The sequence below is a fragment of the Comamonas sp. genome, assembly GCF_036643215.1.
Lineage (GTDB): Bacteria > Pseudomonadota > Gammaproteobacteria > Burkholderiales > Burkholderiaceae_C > Comamonas.
Genome location: NZ_JAVXSJ010000039.1, coordinates 1 through 21,969, shown reverse-complemented (window position 1 = coordinate 21,969; position 21,969 = coordinate 1). Strand labels below are relative to the sequence as shown.

Sequence of the window (21,969 nt, the reverse complement as noted above, 5' to 3'; positions counted from 1 at the left end):
TGGCCATAAGACTCTCCATAGGTTGACTGAATCAAGCAGCAACGCACAGGAGGTTTAGGCAGAGTGCCATAACTGTGATGGGGGGCGCTGTTGCATAAATCCGATTGAGGTTGAGTGGACTGAGGCCATTTTTACGGAATGATCTCGTTTAGCTATTTGTTCGAAAAACCGGAGCCACTTCTTCCTGCTGCAGCAGGTCAGGCAAGAAGCATCGCTCACATCGTTTGAAGTCATTCAGATGGCCCTGACCTGCAATGTCTGGGCATCAATACCTATGTGCAACTTGTGCCACTGGCGCAGGCATGCAACAACGCCTCGCGACATTGGAGTTGATGCAGCTCAAGGAATTGAGAAGTGCCTTGTTTTAGAGCGCATTTGTGTGTAGTCTGGTGTCAAAGTTTCGTTGTCTGATCTCTATCGCCAAATCACGGATGCTTAGGTATCCAAGCTAAGGGAGATTGCTAATGACAGAATCTCAGTCTGAATCGACTCGTGCCGAGGAATTGCGTAGCTTCGCATTTCTTGCAGTTGTTATGGCTCCTATATTGGCCGCTGTACTCATTGCTGCATACGGTTTCGCGATCTGGTTTTATCAGATGATCATCGGTGGACCGCCACATGCATGAAAAATCTGAGCCCCTTGACGCTAATACGGACTTGCATATCACCAGCTTGGTTGTGCATGTGCTCCCCAAAGCGTTGGAGCAGGTAGTCGCTGGAATCGTAACGATCAAAGGCGCTCAGATTCATGGAAGTCATCCAGCCGGCAAGCTGGTGATTACCTTGGAGGCTCCCCATGCAGGGGAAATACTTGATCGCGTATCTCAAATCGAGCAGCTTGATGGTGTGATCAACGCATCCCTGGTTTACCAGCACGTTGAGAACTGGCAGTCGTTAAACCAAGAGGTGACACATGACTAGCACTAGGCGTGATTTTGTCCGTCAATCTGCGGCTGCTGCTGCAGGTGCGGTTGCAGGCATCCCCATAGAAGTTCTGTCCCAAGATGTAGGTGCAACAGCCACTGATCTGAAGTGGTCCAAAGCACCATGCCGCTTTTGTGGAACGGGGTGTGGCGTCATGGTTGCCGTCAAAAACAACCGAGTGGTTGCCACGCAAGGTGACCCTGAGGCCGAGGTCAACCGAGGGCTGAACTGCGTCAAGGGTTACTTCCTCTCTAAGATCATGTACGGAGGTGACCGTTTAACCAAGCCACTGCTGCGCATGAAGAATGGTAGCTATGCTAAGGACGGCGAATTCCAGCAGGTTTCTTGGGATACTGCCTTCGACGTTATGGCAGAGCAGTTCAAAAAGACGCTTAAGGCCAAGGGTGCCGATGCCGTGGGCATGTTCGGCTCCGGCCAGTGGACGGTGTGGGAGGGCTATGCTGCCTCCAAGTTGTTCAAGGCCGGCTTTCGCTCGAACAACATCGATCCCAATGCCAGGCATTGCATGGCATCTGCTGTGACGGGCTTCATGCGCACCTTCGGCATGGATGAGCCCATGGGCTGTTATGACGACATCGAGGCTGCGACGGCCTTTGTGCTCTGGGGCTCAAACATGGCTGAAATGCATCCGGTGCTGTGGACGCGCGTGACTGATCGGCGTTTGTCCACGCCTGGTGTAAAGGTGGCGGTGCTGTCGACCTTCGAGCACCGTTCGTACGAGCTGGCTGACATGTCTCTGACTTTCAAGCCTCAGACCGACTTGGCCATTCTCAATTACATCGCCAACCACATCATCAGCACGGGGCGAGTTAACAAGGACTTCGTCTCCAAGCACTGCAATTTCAAGCTCGGCAACGCTGACATCGGCTATGGTCTGCGTCCCGAGCATCCACTGCAGAAGGCTGCTAAAAACGCCAACGATCCCAATGGCGCAAAGCCCATAAGCTATGAGGAGTACGCCAAGTTCGTATCTACCTATACGCTTGATTACACGACGAAGCTTACGGGCGTTCCAGCTAACCGCCTCAAGGCTTTAGCTGAACTCTACGCAGACCCCAACAGCAAGGTGATGTCGTTTTGGACAATGGGTTTCAACCAGCACACGCGTGGTACCTGGGCCAATAATATGGTCTACAACATCCATCTGCTACTGGGCAAGATCGCAACACCCGGCAATAGCCCGTTCTCGCTGACAGGGCAGCCTTCAGCCTGCGGAACGGCCCGTGAGGTGGGTACTTTCTCGCACCGCCTACCTGCGGACATGGTTGTGACGAATCCCGAGCATCGCAAGACCGCCGAAACTATCTGGAAACTGCCCGAAGGCACGATTCCGCCCAAGCCCGGCTACCACGCTGTGGAACAAAACCGTGCACTCAAGGACGGAAGGCTCAATGCCTACTGGGTAATGGTCAACAACAACATCCAGGCTGGTGCCAACCTGGCGCAGGAAGGCTATCCGGGCTACCGCAATCCCGATAATTTCGTGGTGGTCTCAGATGTTTATCCTACAGTCACAGCGGTGGCCGCTGATCTGATCTTGCCATCGGCCATGTGGGTCGAGAAGGAAGGCGCCTATGGCAATGCAGAGCGTCGCACTCACTTTTGGCACCAACTGGTCGAAGCTCCAGGTGAGGCACGCTCTGACCTGTGGCAGTTGATGGAGTTTTCCAAGCGCTTCAAAGTTGAGGAAGTCTGGCCCGAGGAGCTACTGGCCAAGAAGCCGCAATTGCGCGGAAAGACCTTGTTCGAGGTGCTGTACCGCAACGGCAACGTGGACAAATTTCCATTGGCTGAGATGGATCCTGCCTATGAAAATGATGAGGCCAAGGCCTTTGGCTTTTATCCGCAAAAAGGCCTGTTCGAAGAGTACGCCTCGTTCGGTCGTGGCCATGGTCATGATTTGGCACCCTTCGACCAATATCACAAGGTGCGGGGCATGCGCTGGCCCGTGGTCAACGGCAAGGAAACCCTCTGGCGTTACCGGGAAGGCTCTGACCCCTATGTGAAGGCCGGTACGGGCTACCAGTTCTACGGCAATACCGACGGCAAGGCCAACATTTTTGCATTGCCGTATGAGCCCCCGGCAGAGGCTCCGGACAAGGATTACCCATTCTGGCTATCTACGGGCCGAGTGCTTGAGCACTGGCACTCGGGCTCCATGACCCGGCGCGTACCTGAACTGCATCGTGCCGTGCCTAACGCACTGTGTTACATGCATCCCGACGATGCCAAGGCGCTGGGCGTGCGCCGTGGTAGCGAAGTGGAAGTGTCCTCGCGGCGTGGCGCCATGCGCACGCGCGTCGAGACTCGCGGTCGCAACAAGCCACCACGCGGATTGGTCTATGTACCCTGGTTTGACGCCAGCCAGTTGATCAACAAGGTGACGCTGGATGCAACCGACCCGATTTCGTTGCAGACGGACTTCAAGAAGTGCGCTGTGAAGGTCACGAAGGTTTGACTAAAGGGAGTTTGACCATGAACTTCTTCCGCAATTTCACCCGTATTGTGGGCATGTTGCTCATGCTCAATATAGGTATGGGATGGGCGCCATCTGCTGTCGCTGAGACCTTTTATGACGCGGCGCGAGGCCCTACGCCCATCATGCAGGCAACCAAACCGCCCGTGCTGGGGAATGCGATCAACGACGACGTGCGCCGCACGCGCAACTACACCTGGCAACCTCCCACGATTCCTCATCGTGTTGACGGCTATCAGGTAGACAAGAACTTCAACAAGTGCATGGACTGCCACTCGCGAACCAAGGCCGAGGTCTCGCAGGCCATCCCGGTATCGGTAACGCACTATATGGATCGTAACGGGCGCATGTTGGGGCAGGTATCCACGCGACGCTACTTCTGCCAACAATGCCATGTAGCCCAAGACGCCGTCCGCCCCATAGTCAGCAACACCTTCGAAGACGTGGACACCGTGATTCTGAAGGCCCTGCAGTCCCAGTCGGGCAAGGCATCCAAGAAAAACTGACGCTGCGGCGTACGAGGTTCATCTATGTTGACACTTCTCAAGCGCTACTGGGCAGTGATCCGGCGCCCCAGCGTTCATTTCAGTCTGGGCTTTCTGACTATCGGCGGTTTCATTGGCGGTATTCTCTTCTGGGGCGCGTTCAATACCGCCATGGAGTTGACGAATACGGAGAAATTTTGCACGGGTTGCCATGAGATGCGGGACAACGTGTTTGCCGAGCTCAAGAGCACGATCCACTACACCAACCGTTCGGGCGTACGCGCCGTTTGCTCAAACTGTCATGTGCCGCACGACTGGACCGACAAGATCGCTCGCAAGATGCAGGCTTCCAAGGAGGTGTGGGGAAAGATCTTCGGAACAATCGATACGCCTGAAAAGTTCGAGGCCAAGCGGCTGGAGTTGGCGCAGCACGAGTGGGCTCGCTTCAAGGCCAACGATTCGCTGGAGTGTCGCAACTGCCATAACTACGACTCCATGGATTTGACGCGGCAGAGTTTGCGTGCGCAGAACATGCACAGCACCTATCTGGACAGCAAGGAAAAAACCTGTATCGACTGCCACAAGGGTATTGCCCACAAGCTGCCTCATATTCCCCCCGGGCAGGGACCAAGCGACTCGCCAGGTCAGAAGGTGCCGGGGTCAGCTGACGCTTCGGTTGCTTCGGTGCAGTAACGGTATGAATGGCTTGGGCATGGCTGCTTCCAGGTTGCTTTCCATATCCGGCCTGGGTTGTGCGCGCGGCGGCCGAGTGGTGCTGCGCGATCTGGGCTTGGAACTCGGTGCCGGTCAACTGCTGATGCTTAGAGGTCATAACGGGGCAGGCAAGAGCAGCCTGCTGCGTTGTCTGGCCGGCCTGCTTCCATGGCGTGCGGGAAGCCTTCAGTGGTGTGGCAATACACTGTCACCTCGTGATCCCGCCTACCAGCGGCAGCTGGCCTATATGGGGCATCAAGCGGGAATGAGCGACGCCTTGACAGGAATGGAGAATCTGCGCTTTGCGCTGGATCTGATGGCTGTGCAGTGGAATGAAGCACGAGTGCAAGCTGCTTTACAGGCTTTGTCGCTGACGGGAGTTGTCGCACGGCCTTTTGGTCGGCTGTCCCAGGGGCAGCGTCGGCGGCTGGGGTTAGTCCGTGTTTTGTTGGGCGAGCGCCCAATGTGGTTGCTGGACGAACCTGATAACTGCCTGGATGTCCAGGGCGAGCAATATTTAGGCGAAGCGCTGGAGCAGCACCTGGCCTCGGGTGGAATGGCCGTGGTGGCTTCGCACCGCAATCTGGTGTTGCCAGCATCCCGGTTGACGGTCCTGGATTTGTCGCACGCTGCATCAAAGAATGAGCGGGTGGCTGTTTGCTGAGAGCTGTGTTTGCAAGAGAGTTGAAATTGGCCGCAAGAAGGCCTTCAGATGTTTTGGGTGGGCTGTTCTTTTTCGTGCTGGTGGGCAGTCTTTTCCCTTTAGCATTGGGGCCCGACGCGGCCTTGCTGAGGCAGATTGCACCAGGCATCGTGTGGGTTGCGGCCTTGCTGGCTGTGCTGCTGGGGCAGCACAGACTGTTCGAGAACGACATGGCCGATGGATCACTGGAGCAGTGGTTGCTGGCACCGGCGCCCTTGCCGCTGTTGGTGGGCCTCAAGGTGGCAACGCACTGGTTACTGGGTGTGCTGCCATTGTTGCTGGTGGCTCCCTTGCTGGGTTGGCAGTATGGCCTGGATGGGGCGGTGGTCGGCGTTCTGCTTGCATCGCTTGCCTTGGGGACGCCCAGCCTGTGCCTGCTGGCGGCCTTGGGCGCGGCACTGACACTGGGTGTGCGGGGGCAGTTACTGCTGGCTTTGGTGGTGCTGCCGCTGAGCGTTCCCATTCTTATTTTTGGCAGCCATGCAGTGTCACAGACCCAGCAAGGGCTGAGTGCTGCGCCCGCCCTCAATCTGCTGGGAGCCTGCCTGTGCCTGGCGGTATTGGCTGGCCCCTGGGCCATAGCAGCTGCCTTGCGCCTAGCGCTGGAGTGACATGAGTTCCGTGACTTCCGATGCTTCTTCGACGTCTGCTGCAGGGAACCGAGCCCGCAAATGGCGCCAACTGTCCTCGCCACCGGTTTTTTATCACTGGGCAGGCAAGGTGTGGCCCTGGATGGCAGTGCTGGCCACCGTGCTGGCGGCCACCGGCTTGTGGGTCGGGTTTGGGCTGGCACCTACAGACCATCAGCAAGGCGAGGTCTACCGCATCATCTTTCTGCACGTACCGGCAGCCTGGATGTCCATGTTCATCTATCTGGTGGCTGCGGTTCATGCCGCCCTGGGATTGATTTACGGCACACGTCTTTCGCCTCTGCTGGCAAGAGCTCTGGCGCCTACCGGAGCTTTGTTTACGGCCATCGCCCTGTGGACTGGAGCGGCCTGGGGTAAGCCGACTTGGGGAGCCTGGTGGGTGTGGGATGCCCGGCTGACATCAGAGCTGATACTGCTGTTCCTGTATCTGGGCTATATAGCTATGGTCTCGGCCATCGAGGATTCGCGTAGGGCTGACGGTGCCGGTGCCATTGTGCTGCTGGCTGGAGTGGTCAATATTCCCATCATCTATTTCTCGGTGCAATGGTGGAGCACCCTGCACCAAGGCGCAAGCATTCGCATGGATGCAGCTCCCAGCATGACGCAAACCATGTTGGTCGGCATGCTGCTTATGACGCTGGCCTGCTGGGCCTATACGCTGGCCATCGCCTTGGTGCGGACCCGTTGCCTGATTCTGGAGCGAGCCCGTGAGGAGAGTCTGTAATGCAAGACCATGCCTTTTTTATTGCACTGGCCTACGGCGTGAGCGTGATGGCGCTGGGTGTTGAGTTGGTCTGCATCTATGTGCGCAGCCGCCGCCTGAGGGGTGAAGCCGAGTCCGAATTTACAGCCAAGGATCGCCCATGAAGCCGCGCCAGCGTCGCCTGTTGTGGGTTTTGGCAGGACTTGTCCTGGTGGGCGCGGCCGTCACGCTAGTGCTGCGCGCGCTTAACTCTAATGTGATGTTCTTCTACAGCCCCAGCCAGGTCCATGCGGGCGAAGTTCCGCAGGGCGCGGCTTTTCGCCTGGGTGGTTTGGTGGAGCAGGGCTCGCTGCAACGAAGCGGCGACGGAATGCTGCTGCGCTTTTCCGTGACCGATGAAGTGCGCAGCGTGCCGGTGCTGTACCGGGGATTGTTGCCCGACCTGTTTCGTGAGGGCAAGGGCGTGGTGGTATCTGGTCGTCTGCAGCCGGATGGAGCCTTTCAGGCCTCCGAGGTGCTGGCCAAGCACGACGAGAACTACATGCCACCCGAAGCAGCCCATGCACTAAAGAATGCCGTAGGAAAGTCGCCAGAGAAATCTACCAAGGACGAATCCGTTCAGGACCGTGCTCATGGCACCTCCAATGGAGGGCGCACATGATCGCTGAGCTTGGTGTGTTTGCTCTTGTGTTGGCCCTGGTAACGGCGGGACTGCTGGCAGTGTTGCCATTGGCCGGAGCCCACTGGGGCCTGGCGGGATGGGTGAAACTGGCCCGGCCCGCAGCATTTTTGCAATGCCTGCTATGCATGCTGTCATCGGCGAGCCTGTTCTGGTGCTTCTGGCGCGGAGACTTCTCAGTGCTGTACGTGGCCGCAAACTCGCACAGTGATCTGCCTATGGCCTACAAGCTGGCCGCCTTCTGGGGTGGGCATGAAGGCTCCATGCTGCTGTGGCAGCTCATGCTCTCGGGGTGGACCCTTGCGGTGGCCTGGCGTAGTCGTGACTTGCCGCCTGCCTTCGTGGCGCGCGTGCTCGCGGTACTGGGCTGGATCAGTGTGGGCCTGTTGCTGTTCCTGCTGTTTCTGTCCAATCCCTTTACGCGCCTTGTGCCAGCCGCCGTAGAAGGCAAGGACCTCAATCCATTGCTGCAAGATCCCGGCATGGTGCTGCATCCGCCTCTGCTGTACATGGGTTATGTGGGCTTTGCCGTGCCGTTCGCGTTTGCGCTGGCGGCGCTGATCTCGGGTGAGCTGGGCGCTGCCTGGGCGCGTTGGTCGCGTTCCTGGACTCTGGCGGCCTGGGGATTTCTGACGCTGGGCATTCTGCTGGGCAGCGCCTGGGCTTATTACGTGCTGGGCTGGGGTGGCTGGTGGTTCTGGGACCCGGTGGAAAACGCCTCTTTTATGCCCTGGTTGGTGAGCACGGCGCTAGTGCATTCGCTGATAGTCACTGACCAGCGCGGAGCCTTTCGCAGTTGGTCCGCACTGTTGGCCATCTGTGCCTTTTCGCTGAGCCTGCTAGGCACTTTTCTCGTGCGTTCAGGTGTGCTCACCTCGGTTCATGCCTTTGCCGTGGACCCGGGACGAGGCCTTTTCATCCTGTGCTTCGTCGTAGCCGTGGTGGGCGCTTCGCTTTGGTTGTTTGCCTGGCGTGCGCCGGAGCTGGGCCGGGGCTCGGGGGAGTTCGCCATGCTCTCGCGCGAGACCTTCTTGCTGATTAACAACGTGCTCTTTACCGCCGCCGCGCTGGCTGTGCTCATAGGCACGCTTTACCCGCTGGCGCTGGACGTATTGAGTGGCGAGAAGATATCCGTGGGGCCGCCGTATTTTCAAGCAGTCTTCCTGCCCTTGGTACTGCCGGCCCTTGCCTTGATGGGCGTGGGTACTGTGACGCGCTGGAAGAGCAGCCAGGCTGGAGAGCTGTGGCGGCGCCTTCGCATGGCCTTGGTGCTGAGTGCAGTCTGTGCCGCTTTGCTGGCACTGGCTGGAGGCTGGACGGGAGTGCGTCTGTCGCCCGCCACCTTGCTGGGCCTCGCCTTGGGCCTGTGGTGCGTGTTCAGCACGCTGACCCATATCTGGCAGCGTCTGGGGCAAGGAGCGGAGGCTGGTCATCTGGGCCAGCGCCTGTCGCGCCAGCCCTGGGGCTGGTGGGGCATGCTGATGGCGCATGCAGGGGCAGGTGTATTCGTGCTCGCAGTAAGCTTGGCTGACGGATTGGAGAGCCGCCACGAAACCACGCTGGCGCAGGGCGAAACAGCCGAGGCGGGAGGCTACCACTTCCGCTTCGACAGCCTGGGTCCGACCACAGGGCCTAACTATGACGCGCAACGCGCCCAGTTTACCGTCAGCCGCGAAGGGCAGGGCAGTTGGAGCATGTTCCCTGAGAAACGGGTTTACCGCGCCCAGGGCATGGCGTTGAGCCAGGCCGCCATAGACAGCGGTTGGACACGCGACGTGTTTGTGGCTCTGGGCGATCCGCTGGATGAACAAGGCCTGCGCTGGAGCGTGCGCCTGCAGGTCAAGCCCTTTATGGACTGGGTCTGGATAGGCACGCTAATGATGGCGCTTGGTGCGGGCCTGAGTCTTATGGACCGGCGCTTTCGCACGGCTGCACAGCGTGCGCGTCGGCAGTCTGGTGCAGCGGCTCTGCAAGGGGGGGCCTGATGCGGTTTGTTTTGCCCTTGGCGATATTTTTAGCTCTGGCCATTGTGCTCGGGTTGGGTCTGCAGCGTGATCCCCGGGCTCTTCCTTCTGCGCTGCTGGAGCAACCCGCACCAGCTATAGACCGTCCGATGCTCGAAGATCCGTTGCAGCGCTTGCAACTGCAGGATCTGCGCGGCCAGGCCTGGCTTCTCAATGTCTGGGCCTCGTGGTGCGCGCCCTGCCGGCAGGAGCTGCCCGTGCTGGCCGAACTCTCTAGGCGCGACGCGGTTCCCGTCTACGGCCTTAACTACAAGGACCAACCGGACAAGGCCCGTGCGCTGCTGCGGGTTGCGGGCAATCCCTACCGTGCCTCGGCCATGGACGTCGATGGCCGCGTGGGCATGGACTTCGGCATTCAGGGCGTGCCCGAAACCTTTGTCATCGACGGCAAGGGCCGCGTGCGCTATCGCCATGTGGGGCCGGTCACCGCAGAGATATGGCGTGACAGGCTGCTGCCGGTCATCAGGAGTCTCCAATGAAACTGCGAAGAACTGCCACGGCCTTCGCTGCGGCCGTGCTGGCTTGCATGTCGATACTGGTCCAGGCTAGGCCGCCCATGCAGGATCAGGGGCTGCAGGACCGCGAAATGGCGCTGGCCGCCCAGCTGCGCTGCGTCGTTTGCCAGAACCAGACAGTGGCCGAATCGCGGGCGCCTATGGCCGAAGACATGCGCCTTCAAATCCGCAGCCAGCTCGAACAGGGTCGCAGCAATGACCAAGTCATCGCCTTCTTTGAACAGCGCTACGGTGCGTTTGTGCGCTACAACCCGCCCTGGAAGCCTTCGACCTGGCTGCTGTGGATCGGGCCCTTCTTTGTTGCATTGGGCGGACTGGCCCTGTTGCGCAGAACACTGCGCCGCACGCGCACATCGGATGCGCCGCTGACCCCGCAGCAGCGCGATCGCGCGCGGCAGTGGCTGGACTCCGTCTCGAAGGAGGAAAACCAATGACTTCCATGCACTGGTTGTGGTTAGGTGCTATAGCCCTGATGTTGCTGAGTCTGGCAGTACTGCTACCCCCCCTGCTAGTTGAGAGCCCGCCACCTGCCAGCGAAGCTGATGAAGCGCTGCGCCGCCTGTACCAGACACAGTTGGCCGAGTTGGATCAGGAGCAGCTGGGCGGACGGCTGAACGAGGCTGACTATGCTCAGGCTGTCGAAGAGCTGCAGCGTCGTCTGCTTGGCGAACTGGACAGACTTCAGCCATCCGTCGCATGGCATCACAGTCTATGGCTGCGCCGTGGCAGTGCGCTGCTGCTGGCGGTGTTGCTCCCTGTCGCTGCGTTTGCTCTTTACTTGCAAGTAGGAGACCCCAAGGCTGCGGCGCAACTGGCGCAGGAGCAGCCTGGTGCACACGGAGAGGCTGGGGGCGATGCGCAGGTGCAGGCCATGGTGGATGGGCTGGCTCGGCGCCTTGAAGAACAACCGCAAAACTTGCCTGGCTGGGTGATGTTGGCCCGTTCTTATGAAACCCTGGAGCGTTATGACGCCGCGGCCCAAGCGTATCGCCAAGCGTTGCAGGAGGCACAGCACAACCTGATGGATGAGGAGGTCCAGGCTAGGCTATGGGCCGATTTGGCCGACGCGCTGGCATCGGCACATGGCGGTGATCTGGATGGCGAGGCCGGCGAAGCGATAAGTCGGGCACTGCAATTCCAGCCCAGTCAACCTAAAGCGTTAGCCCTTGCTGGCAGCGCTGCTGTGCGCCACGGCAAGCTGGGAGAGGCGCAAAAGCATTGGCAAGCCCTACTGAATCAGTTGGAGCCTGGATCGGACATAGCACTGCGAGTGCAGGACGATTTGCTCAAGCTGGAAACCCAGGCATCCACGGGCAGCCCGACTATTGCAGCCAAGGCTGCGGATGATTCCAAGAGTCACCTGAGCGGCGAGCTGCGCTGGGCTAGCTCACAGACTATGCAGTCCGAGTCATCCCGACTGGCCAAGGCTCAAGTCTTTGTTGTGGCGCGCGCTGAAGGGCGCTCCCAACCTGTGGCTGTGCTGCGTCTGCCGGCAGCGTCTTTGCCTGTTCATTTCACGTTGGGGTCAGAAAACCTGCTCGATTCTGCAGTTTCATTGTCGGCATTTCCTGCGTTGCGCCTGCAGGCTCGGCTGTCGTTGGAGGGGCAGGCCATGCCGCGAACAGGAGACGTTTACAGCCAGGCGATTGTGGTGACTCCCGGCTCATCCAGTTTGCTGCTGGAGTTGAATTAGGCTATTTAGTGAAAACGTCAAGACGGGCGCTAGGTGTTTAGTCCCGGCATTTCATGGATGCGGGTGCCTCGCGTCCCAGAAGCGGGTTCTTCTAGTTGTACAACGTCGGCCGGCACAAGCCAAATTTCTCAGCCATGGCCTGCGCACTTTCCTGCCGAGAGCAAAGCTCCATGACTCCCGCTTGCTTCAAGGTCTCGGAAACCTTCGCCGGTCTACACTGCCAACGACGGCTCTCCTCGTCTCAGGAAGGGCCTCGCGAACCCATGCAGTCAATGTCAACGACAGGGGTAGTCATATGCACAGTCCTATGTCTATCTTAAAGGTAAGCGATGGGCTGTGACTGGGGATTCAGGGGGCTATCTAATGGCATAGCCGCAAAGTGCTGGCATGGCGCCTGTCCAACACCATGGAGTAGATTTATTGCGTACAGGGTGTACAAGAGGCGGTTGCCCGCTGTGGCACTCCTGCGATCTTCAACACCGATCAGGGCAGCCAATTTACCAGCGAAGTCTTCACAGGAGAGCTCAAACGTCATGGCATCCGCATCTCCATGGATTGCTTGGCGCTCCATCAAGTACGAGGAGATCTATCTCAAAGCCTATGACAGCGTACGTACCGCACGCCAAGGCATTGGTCAATATCTGCAGTTCTACAATTCACAACGGCTGAATCCAGGCTCAATTAACGCCCCGAAATGGGCTAAAAATCACTTCAGCGAAGCCCAGACGAAGTCGGTTCGTTCGAACCGGTAAAGCCTTGCTTTGTGCCTGACTCAAGCGGGTTTTCTAAGAGTTATCACACAGCCTCGTTGCATTACAGTCTTTTCGGCGCAGAAAAATCTGCGCGTTGGAAAGCATCCCAGATTGCTGATTCTATGGAGCAGTTGGGCGTATGAATCGACCAGCATTTTGTCGACTGCCCTTCAGAAAACCTCGATAGATGACGCTGTGAGTACTGGTCTGCCCCTAGGCAGTCCAGTACTCACGCCTTGCTGAGTCGCTCTTTTGCTAGCTTCGTGCCTGCTGCCAGCGCTTCCAGCTTGCGCCAGGCCAAGTCCCTGCTCATCGGCGCCAGACCGCAATTGGTGCAAGGGAAGAGTCGCTCCTTTGGTACGAACTCCAGCGCTCGGTCAATGGTGTCAGCCACTTCCTCGGGGGTCTCGACGACATCGCTGGCGACATCAATCACGCCGACCAATACGTCCTTGCCGGCCAGCAGCTTCATCAGGTCCGGCGGCACATGAGAGTGAATGCATTCCAGGCTCACTTGATCAATGCTGCTGCGTGCCAGTGCGGGGAATACCGTCTCGTACTGACGCCATTCTTCGCCGAGAGAACTCTTCCAGTCGGTATTGGCCTTGATGCCGTAGCCGTAGCAGATGTGCACTGCCGTCGTACAGCTCAAGCCCTGCACTGCGCGCTCCAGCGCCTTCACGCCCCAGTCGGCGGCATCCTTCATATAGACATTAAAGGCAGGTTCGTCGAACTGGATGATGTCTACGCCATCGGCTTGCAGGGCCAGCGCTTCCTGGTTCAGCAACTCTGCAAAGGCAAAAGCCATCTTGACTTTGTCACCGTAAAAGCGATCCGCTACGGTGTCCACTATGGTCATAGGCCCTGGCAGGGTGAACTTCAGCTTCTTCTTCGTGTGCGCGCGCGCCAGCTGTGCTTCAAAGGCATGTACGCGGCCCTTCAGGCGCAGGGCCGATGTCACCTGCGGCACCATCGCGTCATAGCGGTTGTCACGGATGCCCATCGTCACCTTGTTGTCGAAGTCGATGCCTTCCACCTGCTCTAGAAAGCCATGCACGAAGTGTTGACGCGATTGCTCGCCATCGCACACGATGTCCAGACCTGCATCTTCCTGGGCCTTGATCCAAAGCAGGGTTGCGTCGGCCTTGGCCTGGCGAAGTGTTTCGCCTTCAGCCTTCCATTGAGGCCAGAGCTTGTTGGTTTCAGCCAGCCAAGCGGGTTTGGGCAGGCTGCCTGCGATGGAGGTTTCAAACATCAGAGAATTCCTTAAAAAATCGGGTGTGGCGTCTAGGCTGCTTGTTTGTGTAGCCATGGGGGTCAATAAAGCGGCTGGTGCCTGTTCAGATCTCTCAGATCGCGAACTCGGCAGCCCACTGCTGAAGCACATGCTTGTAGGGCTTGATGAAGTGCTCTTCCGTGAACTTGCCTTGCTTGATAGCCAGCTGGCTGCGCTCCTCCCGGTCATAGACAATCTGCGTCAGCGAATAGTCTTGGTGCTTCAAGCTCGGTTGATAGAGCTTTCCTGCCGCAGAGTTGGCGTTGTAAATTTCGGGCCGGTAGATCTTCTGAAAGGTTTCCATTGTGGCGATCGTGCCAATCAACTCCAGATTGGTGTAATCGTTTAACAGGTCACCATAGAAGTAGAAGGCGAAGGGGGCAACGCTGTTGTGCGGCATGAAAAAGCGCACCTTCATCCCCATCTTGGCAAAGTATTGATCCGTCGATGACAGCTCGCTTTGCTGGTATTCGGTGCCTAACACGGGATGCTGGTTGCCTGTCTGCTCGTAGGTCTTGCTGGTCGATGCGCTGATACAGATGACAGGTTGCTTGTCAAAGCGCTGCTTGTAGACGTTCGAGTTCACAAACTCCTGGAACAGCTTGCCGTGCAAGTCGCCAAAATTTTCCGGCGTTTTGAATTCAGTCCGCTGGAGGTTGTACTCAGGCAGTAGAACGCTGAAATCGTAATCGCGCACATAGGAAGAAAAGCTGTTCCCTGCAATGCCGTCGATATATTTGTTCGTGGCCTTGTCGAGAATGCTGGGCTTCAAAATCTCGATCAATGGAAAGCTTGCATCGCAGCTCTTGCCATTCAAATACATCTCGACTGAGATGATCTCCAGCTCGACGGCGTAGCGATCTCCTTCAGGATTGTCCCAATGGGCCAAGTCATTGAAACGCTTGTCAATCATCCTCAGCGTGTTGCGCAGGTTTTGCTGCCGGCTTGCACCCCGTGCCAGGTTGGCAAAATTGGTGGTTAAGCGTGTGCTGTCCGCGGGGTGGTACTTTTCATCAAAGCAAATGCTCTTGAGCTCAAAGGTGAGTTCGGTGTTCATGGCGATCCAGTAATTTGATTTTTAAAATGAAGAAGACGCTTGTTTCATGCTGCGAGCCATTCTTCGGCCTGCAAGGGCGCGGTGTGCTGCGCCAATTGCAGCAATGGGAGTGCACGTTGAACCGCCAGACTGGCTCGCTCTATCAAGGCCTCGCTTTGCAGTCGGTAGCTCGCAAAATCCTGGTCGGTGGCATAGATGCCCAGCGGCAAGGTACGCGCCTGAAAGAAGCTGAATAGCGGTCGCAACTGGTGATCGATGACCAGAGAATGCCGTTCGCTGCCACCCGTCGCCGCCAGCAAGATGGGCTTGTCGATCAGGGCATCCTGATCAATGAAGTCGAAGAAGTGCTTGAACAGCCCTGTGTAGGAGCCGCGAAAAACCGGGGTTGCCACGATCAGAACATCTGCTTTTTCAACCGCTTCCAGTTGCTGCGCCACCGCGTCGGGCAGTTGCGAGCGCCAGACCGCACCAGCGATCTCAGGTGCGATCTGTCCCATTTCAATCAGATGTGGCTGACACGGGATTTCGCTGGAAATCAGGTCCAGCAGATGCTCAGCCAGCGCTGCTGATTTGGAAGGGCGCTGCAGCCCGCCGGAAACGGCGACTAAGCTCAGTGGTCGTGTCGTTTTTATAGTGCTCATGGAATGGCTTCCCCCCTCTCAAAGAAACTGGGGTGGATGCTAAAGACTCAAAGCCATGAAGTAAAATGGTTAAATCTCACATATCCATGAGCAGAACTCATCAATGCTGGAGCGCATCCATCTCGCCATCATTCAAGAGGTTGAAAAGCAAGGCTCTTTGACGGCCGCCGCCGATGTGCTGTGCGTCACCCAGTCGGCGCTCAGTCACAGCATGAAAAAGCTCGAAGGCCAACTGGGCACCGATATCTGGCTGCGCGAGGGCCGCAGCCTGCGCCTGACGCAGGCGGGCCAATATCTGCTGGCTGTGGCCAACCGTGTGCTGCCGCAACTGGATTTGGCCGAAGACCGGCTCAAGCAGTTTGCGCAGGGCGAGCGCGGCACACTGCGCATCGGCATGGAGTGCCACCCTTGCTACCAGTGGCTGCTGAAAATCGTTTCACCGTATCTGGCTGCCTGGCCTGATGTGGATGTGGACGTGAAGCAGAAATTCCAGTTCGGCGGCATTGGTGCGCTGTATGGCTATGAGATTGATCTGCTGGTCACGCCCGACCCGTTATTCAAGCCCGGTTTGCACTTCGAGCCTGTTTTTGACTACGAGCAGGTGCTGGTCGTCAGCAGTGATCACGCGCTTGCTAGCCATAAGCATGTGAATCCCAAGGACTTGATGAGCGAGGTGCTGATCACCTACCCCGTGGCAGTGGACAGACTCGATGTCTACACCCAGTTTTTGCTGCCCGCAGGTATTTCTCCGCGCCGCCATAAAACCATCGAGACCACGGACATCATGATGCAGATGGTGGCCAGCGGTCGTGGAGTTGCCGCACTACCGCGCTGGCTGGCTCTGGAATATGCCGAGAAGATGCCGGTCACCGCCGTGAAACTAGGGGTCAAAGGGATTGCCAAACAGATCTATCTGGGCGCTCGCGAGTCTGAGTTGCACACCGATTACTTGCAGGCGTTTATTGCTTTGGCCAGGGGCTCGGTCGCAATTTGATTGCACCGTGTCATTGGCCGTATTGAGGCAGCTATTCGATAGCTTGTAGCGGCCTGCTTAAAGTGAGCAAGCTTCGCGGCTTGTAGCCCAGTGCTTCATAAAAAATTCTTGCAGGAGCCTGTTGCCTGGTTTGCAGTGTGATCCCGGTGAAACCTTGCTGGGCGAGTGATCTTTCGAACTCACGCATTAGCTTTTTACCGACACCCTGATGCTGGTAGTCAACGTGGACACACATCTCCTTGATGTGAAATAGCCAACCATTTGTCCATCGTTCACCCCAGCCTAAAACAAGGCCGATGGCTTGCTCATGCCGAAAAATGCCTAATCCTCTAAAAGTCGGCATGGCAGCAAAGCTTCCAAGTCGCTCTGTCGCGGCTAAAATCGTCCAGCCATCACTCCACGGTGGAGCGTTGAAGACTTCTTGATAAAGGAGTGTAAATTGCTGGAAATTTTTAGTCGAAACTTCAATAAATTGATCCATACAAATTCCTGTATTGGCTGCAAAGCCAGTTCATCCAGCCCTGTCATCACTTGCTAATGCATGCAAAGATTGCTCAGTCGACTGATTCAGTCCGATAGTGCATCCGAATGGGTCAAGAAGCATTGCGGCGCGAGCGCCGAAGCTGGTTGAGATGGGGCCGCGATACAAGACGGCACCTCGCTTCTCTAATGCTTTGATGGCATCCTCTAAATCTTCGACTTCCCAATACACGGTTGTGCCGCCGACCCCGCCCGGGCACTTGCGGTCAAGGGGATGGAAGCCGAGCAAACCTGCAGGCGTTTTGATGAAGGCGTATTGGGAATTTTCGCGGCGAATTTCTGTTTGAAATAGCTCGGCATACCAAGCCGCTGCTTCATCAATATTCGCAACAAAGATCACAACAGATTCAATTTTCTTTAGCAGCATTGGGATCTTGCAACAGCGTAAATTAGCAAGATCGAAATGTAGTTCAGAACACCTGCCTCTGGCTTGTGAAAGCCAAAGGCTTGGGCTGGTACCTCAGTTTCGGTTTTGATCAGATTAGACGATGACGATCCGCGAAAGCCGGTCATTCAACTAAGGCACAGAGGTAAAAACTATGGCAATCGTTCGTGTAGCAGCAGGAGTCTTCTTGCGTACAGAGTTTGTGGGAAAAATCATCCAGACCCAATGCGTTGAATCTTCTGTTCGCAAGACCCAAACCGATATCTTCGATTCCACGGGTCAACATCTCTTGTGGTCAAAGTGCACGCTTGTTTCAGTCAACGATTCGCCTGAAAGCTCTGAAGCCATAAAGCGTGACAACCATTGCCACGACGAAATAAGAAATGCGCTGTGCGAAGAGCGGGATGCGATGCCTTTCAAACCGACGCTCCCATCCCTCAGTTCAGTTTGAACGAAGATCCTTCATGCTTTGGCTAGATGGCAGCCATTCAGAACGACTGGCAAAGCGGCTTCATTAAACGGAGCTGGAACTGGGCGTCAACCAATTCCGCTCCTGGCCGCTTATCTTTAGGTGCGCTGTTCTAAATCGGTGCTGCCACCATCAATTTCGGCACGCGAGTTATTTGTATTTTTGCTCCAGCCCATCCCAAAAGTCCTTATTCACCAGCCGCTGACGCTCAAGAAACGGGGCCACGATGGCGGGGTCTTCATCGACCTTGTGTTCATCGCGCAGCAGGGTCAGGCATTTCTGCATGCCGGCCACCGCGCCTTGCAGGGCTGCGTTGGCGTAGAGCACAAAGCCAAAGCCCAGCGCGCCCAGTTCGTCGGCGTTGAAGATGGGGGTTTTGCCGCCGATGACCATGTTCATGAGCTGAGGCGCTTGCAGGCGCTGAGGCAGGGCACGCACTTCTTTGGCCTGGGTCACGGCTTCCACAAACAGAATATCGGCACCGGCTTCCTGAAACTGCTGTGCGCGCTCGATGGCGGCTTCAAAGCCGTGAACAGCCGCAGCATCGGTGCGGGCCATGATGAGAGTGCCGCTGTCACGGCGGGCATCGACGGCGGCCTTGATTTTGCCCAGCATTTCGTGAGTTTCAATCACGGCCTTGCCGTTGAAGTGGCCGCAGCGCTTGGGACTGACCTGGTCTTCGAGCTGGATGCAGTCGGCACCGGCGCGCTCTAGTTTGCGCACTGCGTGATAGGTGTTGACGGCATTGCCAAAACCGGTGTCGGCATCGACGAGCAGCGGCACTTCCACGGCATCGCGAATGCGGGCTGTGTGATCGGCGATATCGCTCAGGCCCATAAAGCCTTGGTCAGGCATACAAAACCACATATTGGTGACGCCAGCGCCGGTGACATAGATGGCTTCAAAGCCCAGGTCTTCAATCACTTTGGCAGACATGGCGTTGAAGGCGCCGGGCACGAGCACGCCACGGCGGGCGTCGGCCAGGGCTTTGAGTTGTTGTTTGGGGTTCATGATCTGTCTCTTGTTTTGATAGCTGCAAGCGCTGTTCCATCAAGCGCTGCAGCCTGTTTGAATACTTATTTGGCGTGGAGGACTTCGCCCGGTACGCGTATCCAGCCCTCCATCAGGATGCGTGCGCTACGACTCATCAAAGCCTTGGTAACTTGCCATTCACCATCGACGCGCTTGGCTTCTGCCCCCACCCTTAGCGTGCCGCTGGGGTGACCGAAGCGAACGGCCTGGCGCTCACCGCCGCCAGCAGCCAGGTTGACTAGCGTGCCGGGAATGGCAGCAGCCGTGCCGATGGCTACTGCGGCTGTCCCCATCATGGCGTGGTGCAGCTTGCCCATGGACAGCGCCCGCACGACCAGATCAATATCCTTGGCATCAAAAGCTTTGCCGCTGGATGCCGTATAGCTTTGCGCTGGGGCAACAAAGGCAATCTTGGGCGTGTGCTGGCGGATAGCGGCCTCACTCAGGTTCTTGATCAAGCCCATGCGCAGCGCACCGTGGGCGCGAATAGTCTCAAACTTGGCGAGAGCTTCGGTGTCGTTGTTGATCGCTTCCTGCAGCTCGCAGCCTGTATAGCCAATCTCCTTGGCGTTCAAGAAGATGGTGGGAATGCCAGCATTGATCATGGTGGCGGCAAAGCTACCCACGCCGGGGACATCTAGCCGGTCAACCAGATTGCCGGTGGGAAACATTGCACCGCCGCCATCTTCGGCACCGCCATCGTCAGCGGGGTCCAGAAACTCCAGCGGCACTTCGGCCGCCGGGAAAGTCACACCATCGAGTTCAAAGTCACCAGTTTCCTGCACCTGGCCTTGCGTCATCGGCACATGGGCCACGATGGTCTTGCCGATATTGGCCTGCCAGATGCGAATGGTGACCACGCCGTTGTGCGGGATCTTTGCGGTATCGATCAGCCCCATGTGAATGGCGCAGGGACCGACGGCGGCGCTCAGGTTGCCGCAGTTGCCGCTCCAGTCCACAAAAGCCTTGTCGATCGCGACCTGGCCGAACAAGTAGTCCACATCGTGGTTAGCATGGCTGCTCCTGGAAAGAATGACACCCTTGCTGGTCGAGGACGATGCATTGCCCATGCCGTCGATTTGCTTGCCGTAGGGGTCGGGGCTGCCCAGGGCTCGCAAAAAAATAGCATCACGCACAGGGCCTGGTTGCTGCGCCGCTAGGGGCAAGTCCTGCAGCTTGAAGAACACACCCTTGCTGGTGCCGCCACGCAGATAGGTGGCGGAGATTTTGATTTGCGGAGCGAACCGCTTGATTTCACTCATTGGTCTTTTCTTTCTGAATGAGGTGCAGGATGTCTGAAGGCGGCAGCTAGCATTATTTTGATAGCTGCCTGTGCCCGTCATACCTGGGACTCAAGCACTTTTTTCTCAGTGTTTTCAGCCAGGAAGTCCTGGGCAAAGCGCTGCAGCACACCACCGGCTTCGTAGATGCTGACTTCCTCGGCAGTGTCCAAACGGCAGGTGACAGCCACCTCGGTGCGGGCACCCGTGGTGCGATAGATATGCAGCGTCAGCTCAGCACGGGGCTTGCGCTTGCCGATCACATCAAAGGTCTCAGTGCCATCCAAGCCCAGAGTGTGGCGAGTGGTGCCAGGCAGAAACTCCAGCGGCAACACGCCCATACCGATCAGATTGGTGCGATGAATGCGCTCAAAGCCTTCGGCCGCAATCGCTTCCACCCCGGCCAGACGCACGCCCTTGGCGGCCCAGTCGCGGCTGGAGCCCTGGCCGTAGTCGGCGCCCGCGATGATGATCAGCGGTTGCTTGCGATCCATATAGGTCTCTATGGCTTCCCACATCCGCATGACCTTGCCTTCTGGTTCGATGCGGGCCAGAGATCCTTGGCGAACCTTGCCGTTGTCATCCACCACCATTTCATTGAACAGCTTGGGGTTGGCAAAGGTTGCGCGCTGGGCCGTCAGATGGTCACCCCGGTGCGTGGCGTAGGAGTTGAAGTCCTCCTCTGGCAGACCCATTTTGTGCAGGTATTCACCGGCTGCGCTGTCCAGCATGATGGCGTTGGAGGGAGAGAGATGATCGGTGGTGATGTTGTCCGGCAGGATGGCCAGAGGCCGCATACCGCGCAGAGTGCGTTCTCCGGCCAGAGCACCTTCCCAGTAAGGCGGACGGCGGATATAGGTTGATTGCTCTCGCCAGTTGTACAGCGCATCCACCTTTTCGCCAGTGTCGAGCTGTATGGCAAACATGGGCTCGTAGACTTTGCGGAACTGCTCGGGCTGGACGGCTGCCTTTGCCACGGCATCGATTTCTTCGTCGCTGGGCCAGATGTCCTGCAGCCGAATCTCCCGGCCCTGGAAGGTACCGAGCACGTCTTTTTCAATGTCAAAGCGAATCGTGCCGGCAATCGCATAGGCCACGACCAATGGGGGCGATGCCAGGAAGGCTTGCTTGGCATAGGGGTGGATGCGGCCGTCAAAGTTGCGGTTGCCCGAGAGCACGGCCGTGGTGTACAAGTCGCGATCAATGATCTCTTGCTGGATTGCAGGATCAAGCGCACCACTCATGCCATTGCAGGTGGTGCAGGCGAAAGCGGCGACGCCAAAGCCCAGTGCTTCAAGGTCATGCAGCAGCCCAGCTTGAGCCAGATACAGTGGCACGGTTTTGGAGCCTGGCGCCAAAGAGGACTTGACCCATGGCTTGCGCGTGAGGCCCAGATTGCGCGCGTTGCGGGCCAGCAAACCTGCTGCAATCACGTTGCGCGGATTACTGGTGTTGGTGCAACTGGTGATGGCGGCAATGATGACGGCACCGTCAGGCATCTGGCCAGCAGACTCCGTCCATTCGCCCGCAATACCCTTGGCAGCCAGGTCACTGGTGGCCAGACGCGCATGAGGATTAGATGGCCCGGCCATATTGCGCACCACGCTGGACAGATCGAACTGCAGCTTGCGCTCGTATTCAGCATTCGCCAGCGAATCTGCCCATAAGCCAGCTTGTTTGGCGTAGGTTTCCACCAGTTGTACCTGGGTAGGTTCACGGCCTGTCAAGCGCAGGTAGTCAATGGTCTGCTCGTCGATGGCAAACATGGCAGCGGTGGCACCATATTCAGGCGCCATATTGGAGATGGTGGCCCGGTCGCCAATGGTCAGACTGCGCGCACCTTCGCCATAGAACTCCAGATAGGCTCCCACCACTTTTTGCTGGCGCAGGAACTGGGTCAGGGCCAGCACGATATCGGTCGCAGTGATACCGCTCTGGCGTTTTCCGGTGAGCTTC

General features: G+C 57.5%; 24 protein-coding genes and 2 pseudogenes. 17 read left to right on the top strand and 9 right to left on the bottom strand.

The genetic code is table 11. The annotated features are described in order from the left end of the window. The first annotated feature begins 464 nt into the window (after window positions 1-464). Genes RSF91_RS17865 through ccmI form a run of 14 tightly spaced genes read left to right on the top strand, consistent with a single transcriptional unit; the run spans window position 465 to window position 11,587 of the window. A complete protein-coding gene (locus RSF91_RS17865; protein ID WP_332569675.1) occupies window positions 465-626 on the top strand; it encodes a periplasmic nitrate reductase, NapE protein in 162 nt (53 codons plus the stop codon). Next, complete coding sequence (locus tag RSF91_RS17860) at window positions 619-921, top strand: chaperone NapD (protein WP_332569674.1); 303 nt, start codon at window positions 619-621, stop codon at window positions 919-921. The genes RSF91_RS17865 and RSF91_RS17860 overlap by 8 nt, the downstream gene beginning before the upstream one ends. After that, window positions 914-3,403, top strand: coding sequence for a periplasmic nitrate reductase subunit alpha (gene napA, locus RSF91_RS17855; protein WP_332569673.1), 2,490 nt, complete (start codon window positions 914-916; stop codon window positions 3,401-3,403). Before RSF91_RS17860 ends, napA begins: the two co-directional genes overlap by 8 nt. Before the next feature lie 17 nt (window positions 3,404-3,420). Next, the gene (locus tag RSF91_RS17850; RefSeq protein WP_332569672.1) at window positions 3,421-3,927 is read left to right on the top strand and encodes a nitrate reductase cytochrome c-type subunit; all 507 of its coding nucleotides are present in this window, start codon (window positions 3,421-3,423) and stop codon (window positions 3,925-3,927) included. A gap of 24 nt (window positions 3,928-3,951) precedes the next feature. Continuing rightward, window positions 3,952-4,599 (top strand): cytochrome c3 family protein, encoded by a 648-nt coding sequence (locus RSF91_RS17845; RefSeq protein ID WP_332569671.1) that lies wholly within the window; start codon window positions 3,952-3,954, stop codon window positions 4,597-4,599. A gap of 19 nt (window positions 4,600-4,618) precedes the next feature. After that, window positions 4,619-5,284 carry a cytochrome c biogenesis heme-transporting ATPase CcmA gene (ccmA, locus tag RSF91_RS17840; RefSeq protein ID WP_332569676.1) on the top strand — a complete coding sequence of 222 codons (666 nt, stop codon included), beginning with the start codon at window positions 4,619-4,621 and terminating at the stop codon, window positions 5,282-5,284. Further along, entirely contained in the window at window positions 5,278-5,934 is a 657-nt protein-coding gene (gene ccmB, locus RSF91_RS17835; RefSeq protein WP_332569670.1) for a heme exporter protein CcmB, read from the top strand. The genes ccmA and ccmB overlap by 7 nt, the downstream gene beginning before the upstream one ends. Window position 5,935: 1 nt before the next feature. Continuing rightward, on the top strand, window positions 5,936-6,697 hold the full coding sequence (ccmC, locus tag RSF91_RS17830) for a heme ABC transporter permease CcmC (protein ID WP_332569669.1): 762 nt from the start codon (window positions 5,936-5,938) through the stop codon (window positions 6,695-6,697). Further along, window positions 6,697-6,840 (top strand): heme exporter protein CcmD, encoded by a 144-nt coding sequence (gene ccmD / locus RSF91_RS17825; protein WP_332569668.1) that lies wholly within the window; start codon window positions 6,697-6,699, stop codon window positions 6,838-6,840. The genes ccmC and ccmD overlap by 1 nt, the downstream gene beginning before the upstream one ends. After that, window positions 6,837-7,337, top strand: a complete 501-nt coding sequence (gene ccmE, locus RSF91_RS17820; protein ID WP_332569667.1) for a cytochrome c maturation protein CcmE — start codon at window positions 6,837-6,839, stop codon at window positions 7,335-7,337. Before ccmD ends, ccmE begins: the two co-directional genes overlap by 4 nt. After that, window positions 7,334-9,340: a heme lyase CcmF/NrfE family subunit gene (locus RSF91_RS17815; protein WP_332569666.1), complete on the top strand. Its 2,007-nt coding sequence runs from the start codon at window positions 7,334-7,336 to the stop codon at window positions 9,338-9,340. The genes ccmE and RSF91_RS17815 overlap by 4 nt, the downstream gene beginning before the upstream one ends. Continuing rightward, window positions 9,340-9,858 carry a DsbE family thiol:disulfide interchange protein gene (locus RSF91_RS17810; protein ID WP_332569665.1) on the top strand — a complete coding sequence of 173 codons (519 nt, stop codon included), beginning with the start codon at window positions 9,340-9,342 and terminating at the stop codon, window positions 9,856-9,858. Before RSF91_RS17815 ends, RSF91_RS17810 begins: the two co-directional genes overlap by 1 nt. Next, window positions 9,855-10,328: a cytochrome c-type biogenesis protein gene (locus RSF91_RS17805; RefSeq protein ID WP_332569664.1), complete on the top strand. Its 474-nt coding sequence runs from the start codon at window positions 9,855-9,857 to the stop codon at window positions 10,326-10,328. The genes RSF91_RS17810 and RSF91_RS17805 overlap by 4 nt, the downstream gene beginning before the upstream one ends. Further along, window positions 10,325-11,587 carry a c-type cytochrome biogenesis protein CcmI gene (ccmI, locus tag RSF91_RS17800; RefSeq protein ID WP_332569663.1) on the top strand — a complete coding sequence of 421 codons (1,263 nt, stop codon included), beginning with the start codon at window positions 10,325-10,327 and terminating at the stop codon, window positions 11,585-11,587. The genes RSF91_RS17805 and ccmI overlap by 4 nt, the downstream gene beginning before the upstream one ends. A gap of 94 nt (window positions 11,588-11,681) precedes the next feature. On the opposite strand, the pseudogene RSF91_RS17795 reads toward ccmI, so the two are convergent. Then, window positions 11,682-11,863: pseudogene (locus RSF91_RS17795) on the bottom strand (IS3 family transposase); the annotation flags it as partial. Window positions 11,864-11,951: 88 nt separating this feature from the next. On the opposite strand from RSF91_RS17795, the pseudogene RSF91_RS17790 reads away from it, so the two are divergent. Continuing rightward, window positions 11,952-12,339 (top strand): annotated as a pseudogene (locus tag RSF91_RS17790) (transposase); the annotation flags it as partial. A gap of 229 nt (window positions 12,340-12,568) precedes the next feature. Here the strand turns inward: RSF91_RS17790 and RSF91_RS17785 are convergent. The 3 genes from RSF91_RS17785 to msuE all read right to left on the bottom strand — a co-directional run bounded on the left by RSF91_RS17785 (window position 12,569) and on the right by msuE (window position 15,313). Further along, window positions 12,569-13,594 carry a methionine synthase gene (locus tag RSF91_RS17785; protein WP_332569662.1) on the bottom strand — a complete coding sequence of 342 codons (1,026 nt, stop codon included), beginning with the start codon at window positions 13,592-13,594 and terminating at the stop codon, window positions 12,569-12,571. Between the two features lie 94 nt (window positions 13,595-13,688). Next, complete coding sequence (locus RSF91_RS17780) at window positions 13,689-14,672, bottom strand: DUF1852 domain-containing protein (protein ID WP_332569661.1); 984 nt, start codon at window positions 14,670-14,672, stop codon at window positions 13,689-13,691. A gap of 44 nt (window positions 14,673-14,716) precedes the next feature. Beyond that, entirely contained in the window at window positions 14,717-15,313 is a 597-nt protein-coding gene (gene msuE / locus RSF91_RS17775) for an FMN reductase (RefSeq protein ID WP_332569660.1), read from the bottom strand. Between the two features lie 103 nt (window positions 15,314-15,416). Between msuE and RSF91_RS17770 the strand changes: the two genes are divergently transcribed. After that, window positions 15,417-16,307 (top strand): LysR family transcriptional regulator, encoded by an 891-nt coding sequence (locus RSF91_RS17770; RefSeq protein WP_332569659.1) that lies wholly within the window; start codon window positions 15,417-15,419, stop codon window positions 16,305-16,307. 31 nt (window positions 16,308-16,338) lie between these two features. Here the strand turns inward: RSF91_RS17770 and RSF91_RS17765 are convergent, their stop codons facing one another. Then, window positions 16,339-16,788 (bottom strand): GNAT family N-acetyltransferase, encoded by a 450-nt coding sequence (locus RSF91_RS17765; RefSeq protein ID WP_332569658.1) that lies wholly within the window; start codon window positions 16,786-16,788, stop codon window positions 16,339-16,341. A gap of 30 nt (window positions 16,789-16,818) precedes the next feature. Continuing rightward, on the bottom strand, window positions 16,819-17,214 hold the full coding sequence (locus RSF91_RS17760; protein WP_332569657.1) for a VOC family protein: 396 nt from the start codon (window positions 17,212-17,214) through the stop codon (window positions 16,819-16,821). Between the two features lie 172 nt (window positions 17,215-17,386). On the opposite strand from RSF91_RS17760, the gene RSF91_RS17755 reads away from it, so the two are divergent. Then, window positions 17,387-17,683 carry a hypothetical protein gene (locus RSF91_RS17755; protein WP_332569656.1) on the top strand — a complete coding sequence of 99 codons (297 nt, stop codon included), beginning with the start codon at window positions 17,387-17,389 and terminating at the stop codon, window positions 17,681-17,683. A 168-nt stretch (window positions 17,684-17,851) separates the two neighbouring features. Here the strand turns inward: RSF91_RS17755 and RSF91_RS17750 are convergent, their stop codons facing one another. The 3 genes from RSF91_RS17750 to acnA all read right to left on the bottom strand — a co-directional run. Beyond that, on the bottom strand, window positions 17,852-18,712 hold the full coding sequence (locus tag RSF91_RS17750) for an isocitrate lyase/PEP mutase family protein (RefSeq protein WP_332569655.1): 861 nt from the start codon (window positions 18,710-18,712) through the stop codon (window positions 17,852-17,854). 65 nt (window positions 18,713-18,777) lie between these two features. Next, a complete protein-coding gene (gene prpF, locus RSF91_RS17745; protein WP_332569654.1) occupies window positions 18,778-19,995 on the bottom strand; it encodes a 2-methylaconitate cis-trans isomerase PrpF in 1,218 nt (405 codons plus the stop codon). A gap of 77 nt (window positions 19,996-20,072) precedes the next feature. Then, a partial coding sequence (gene acnA, locus RSF91_RS17740) for an aconitate hydratase AcnA (protein WP_332569653.1) occupies window positions 20,073-21,969 on the bottom strand: 1,897 nt, incomplete at its 5' end.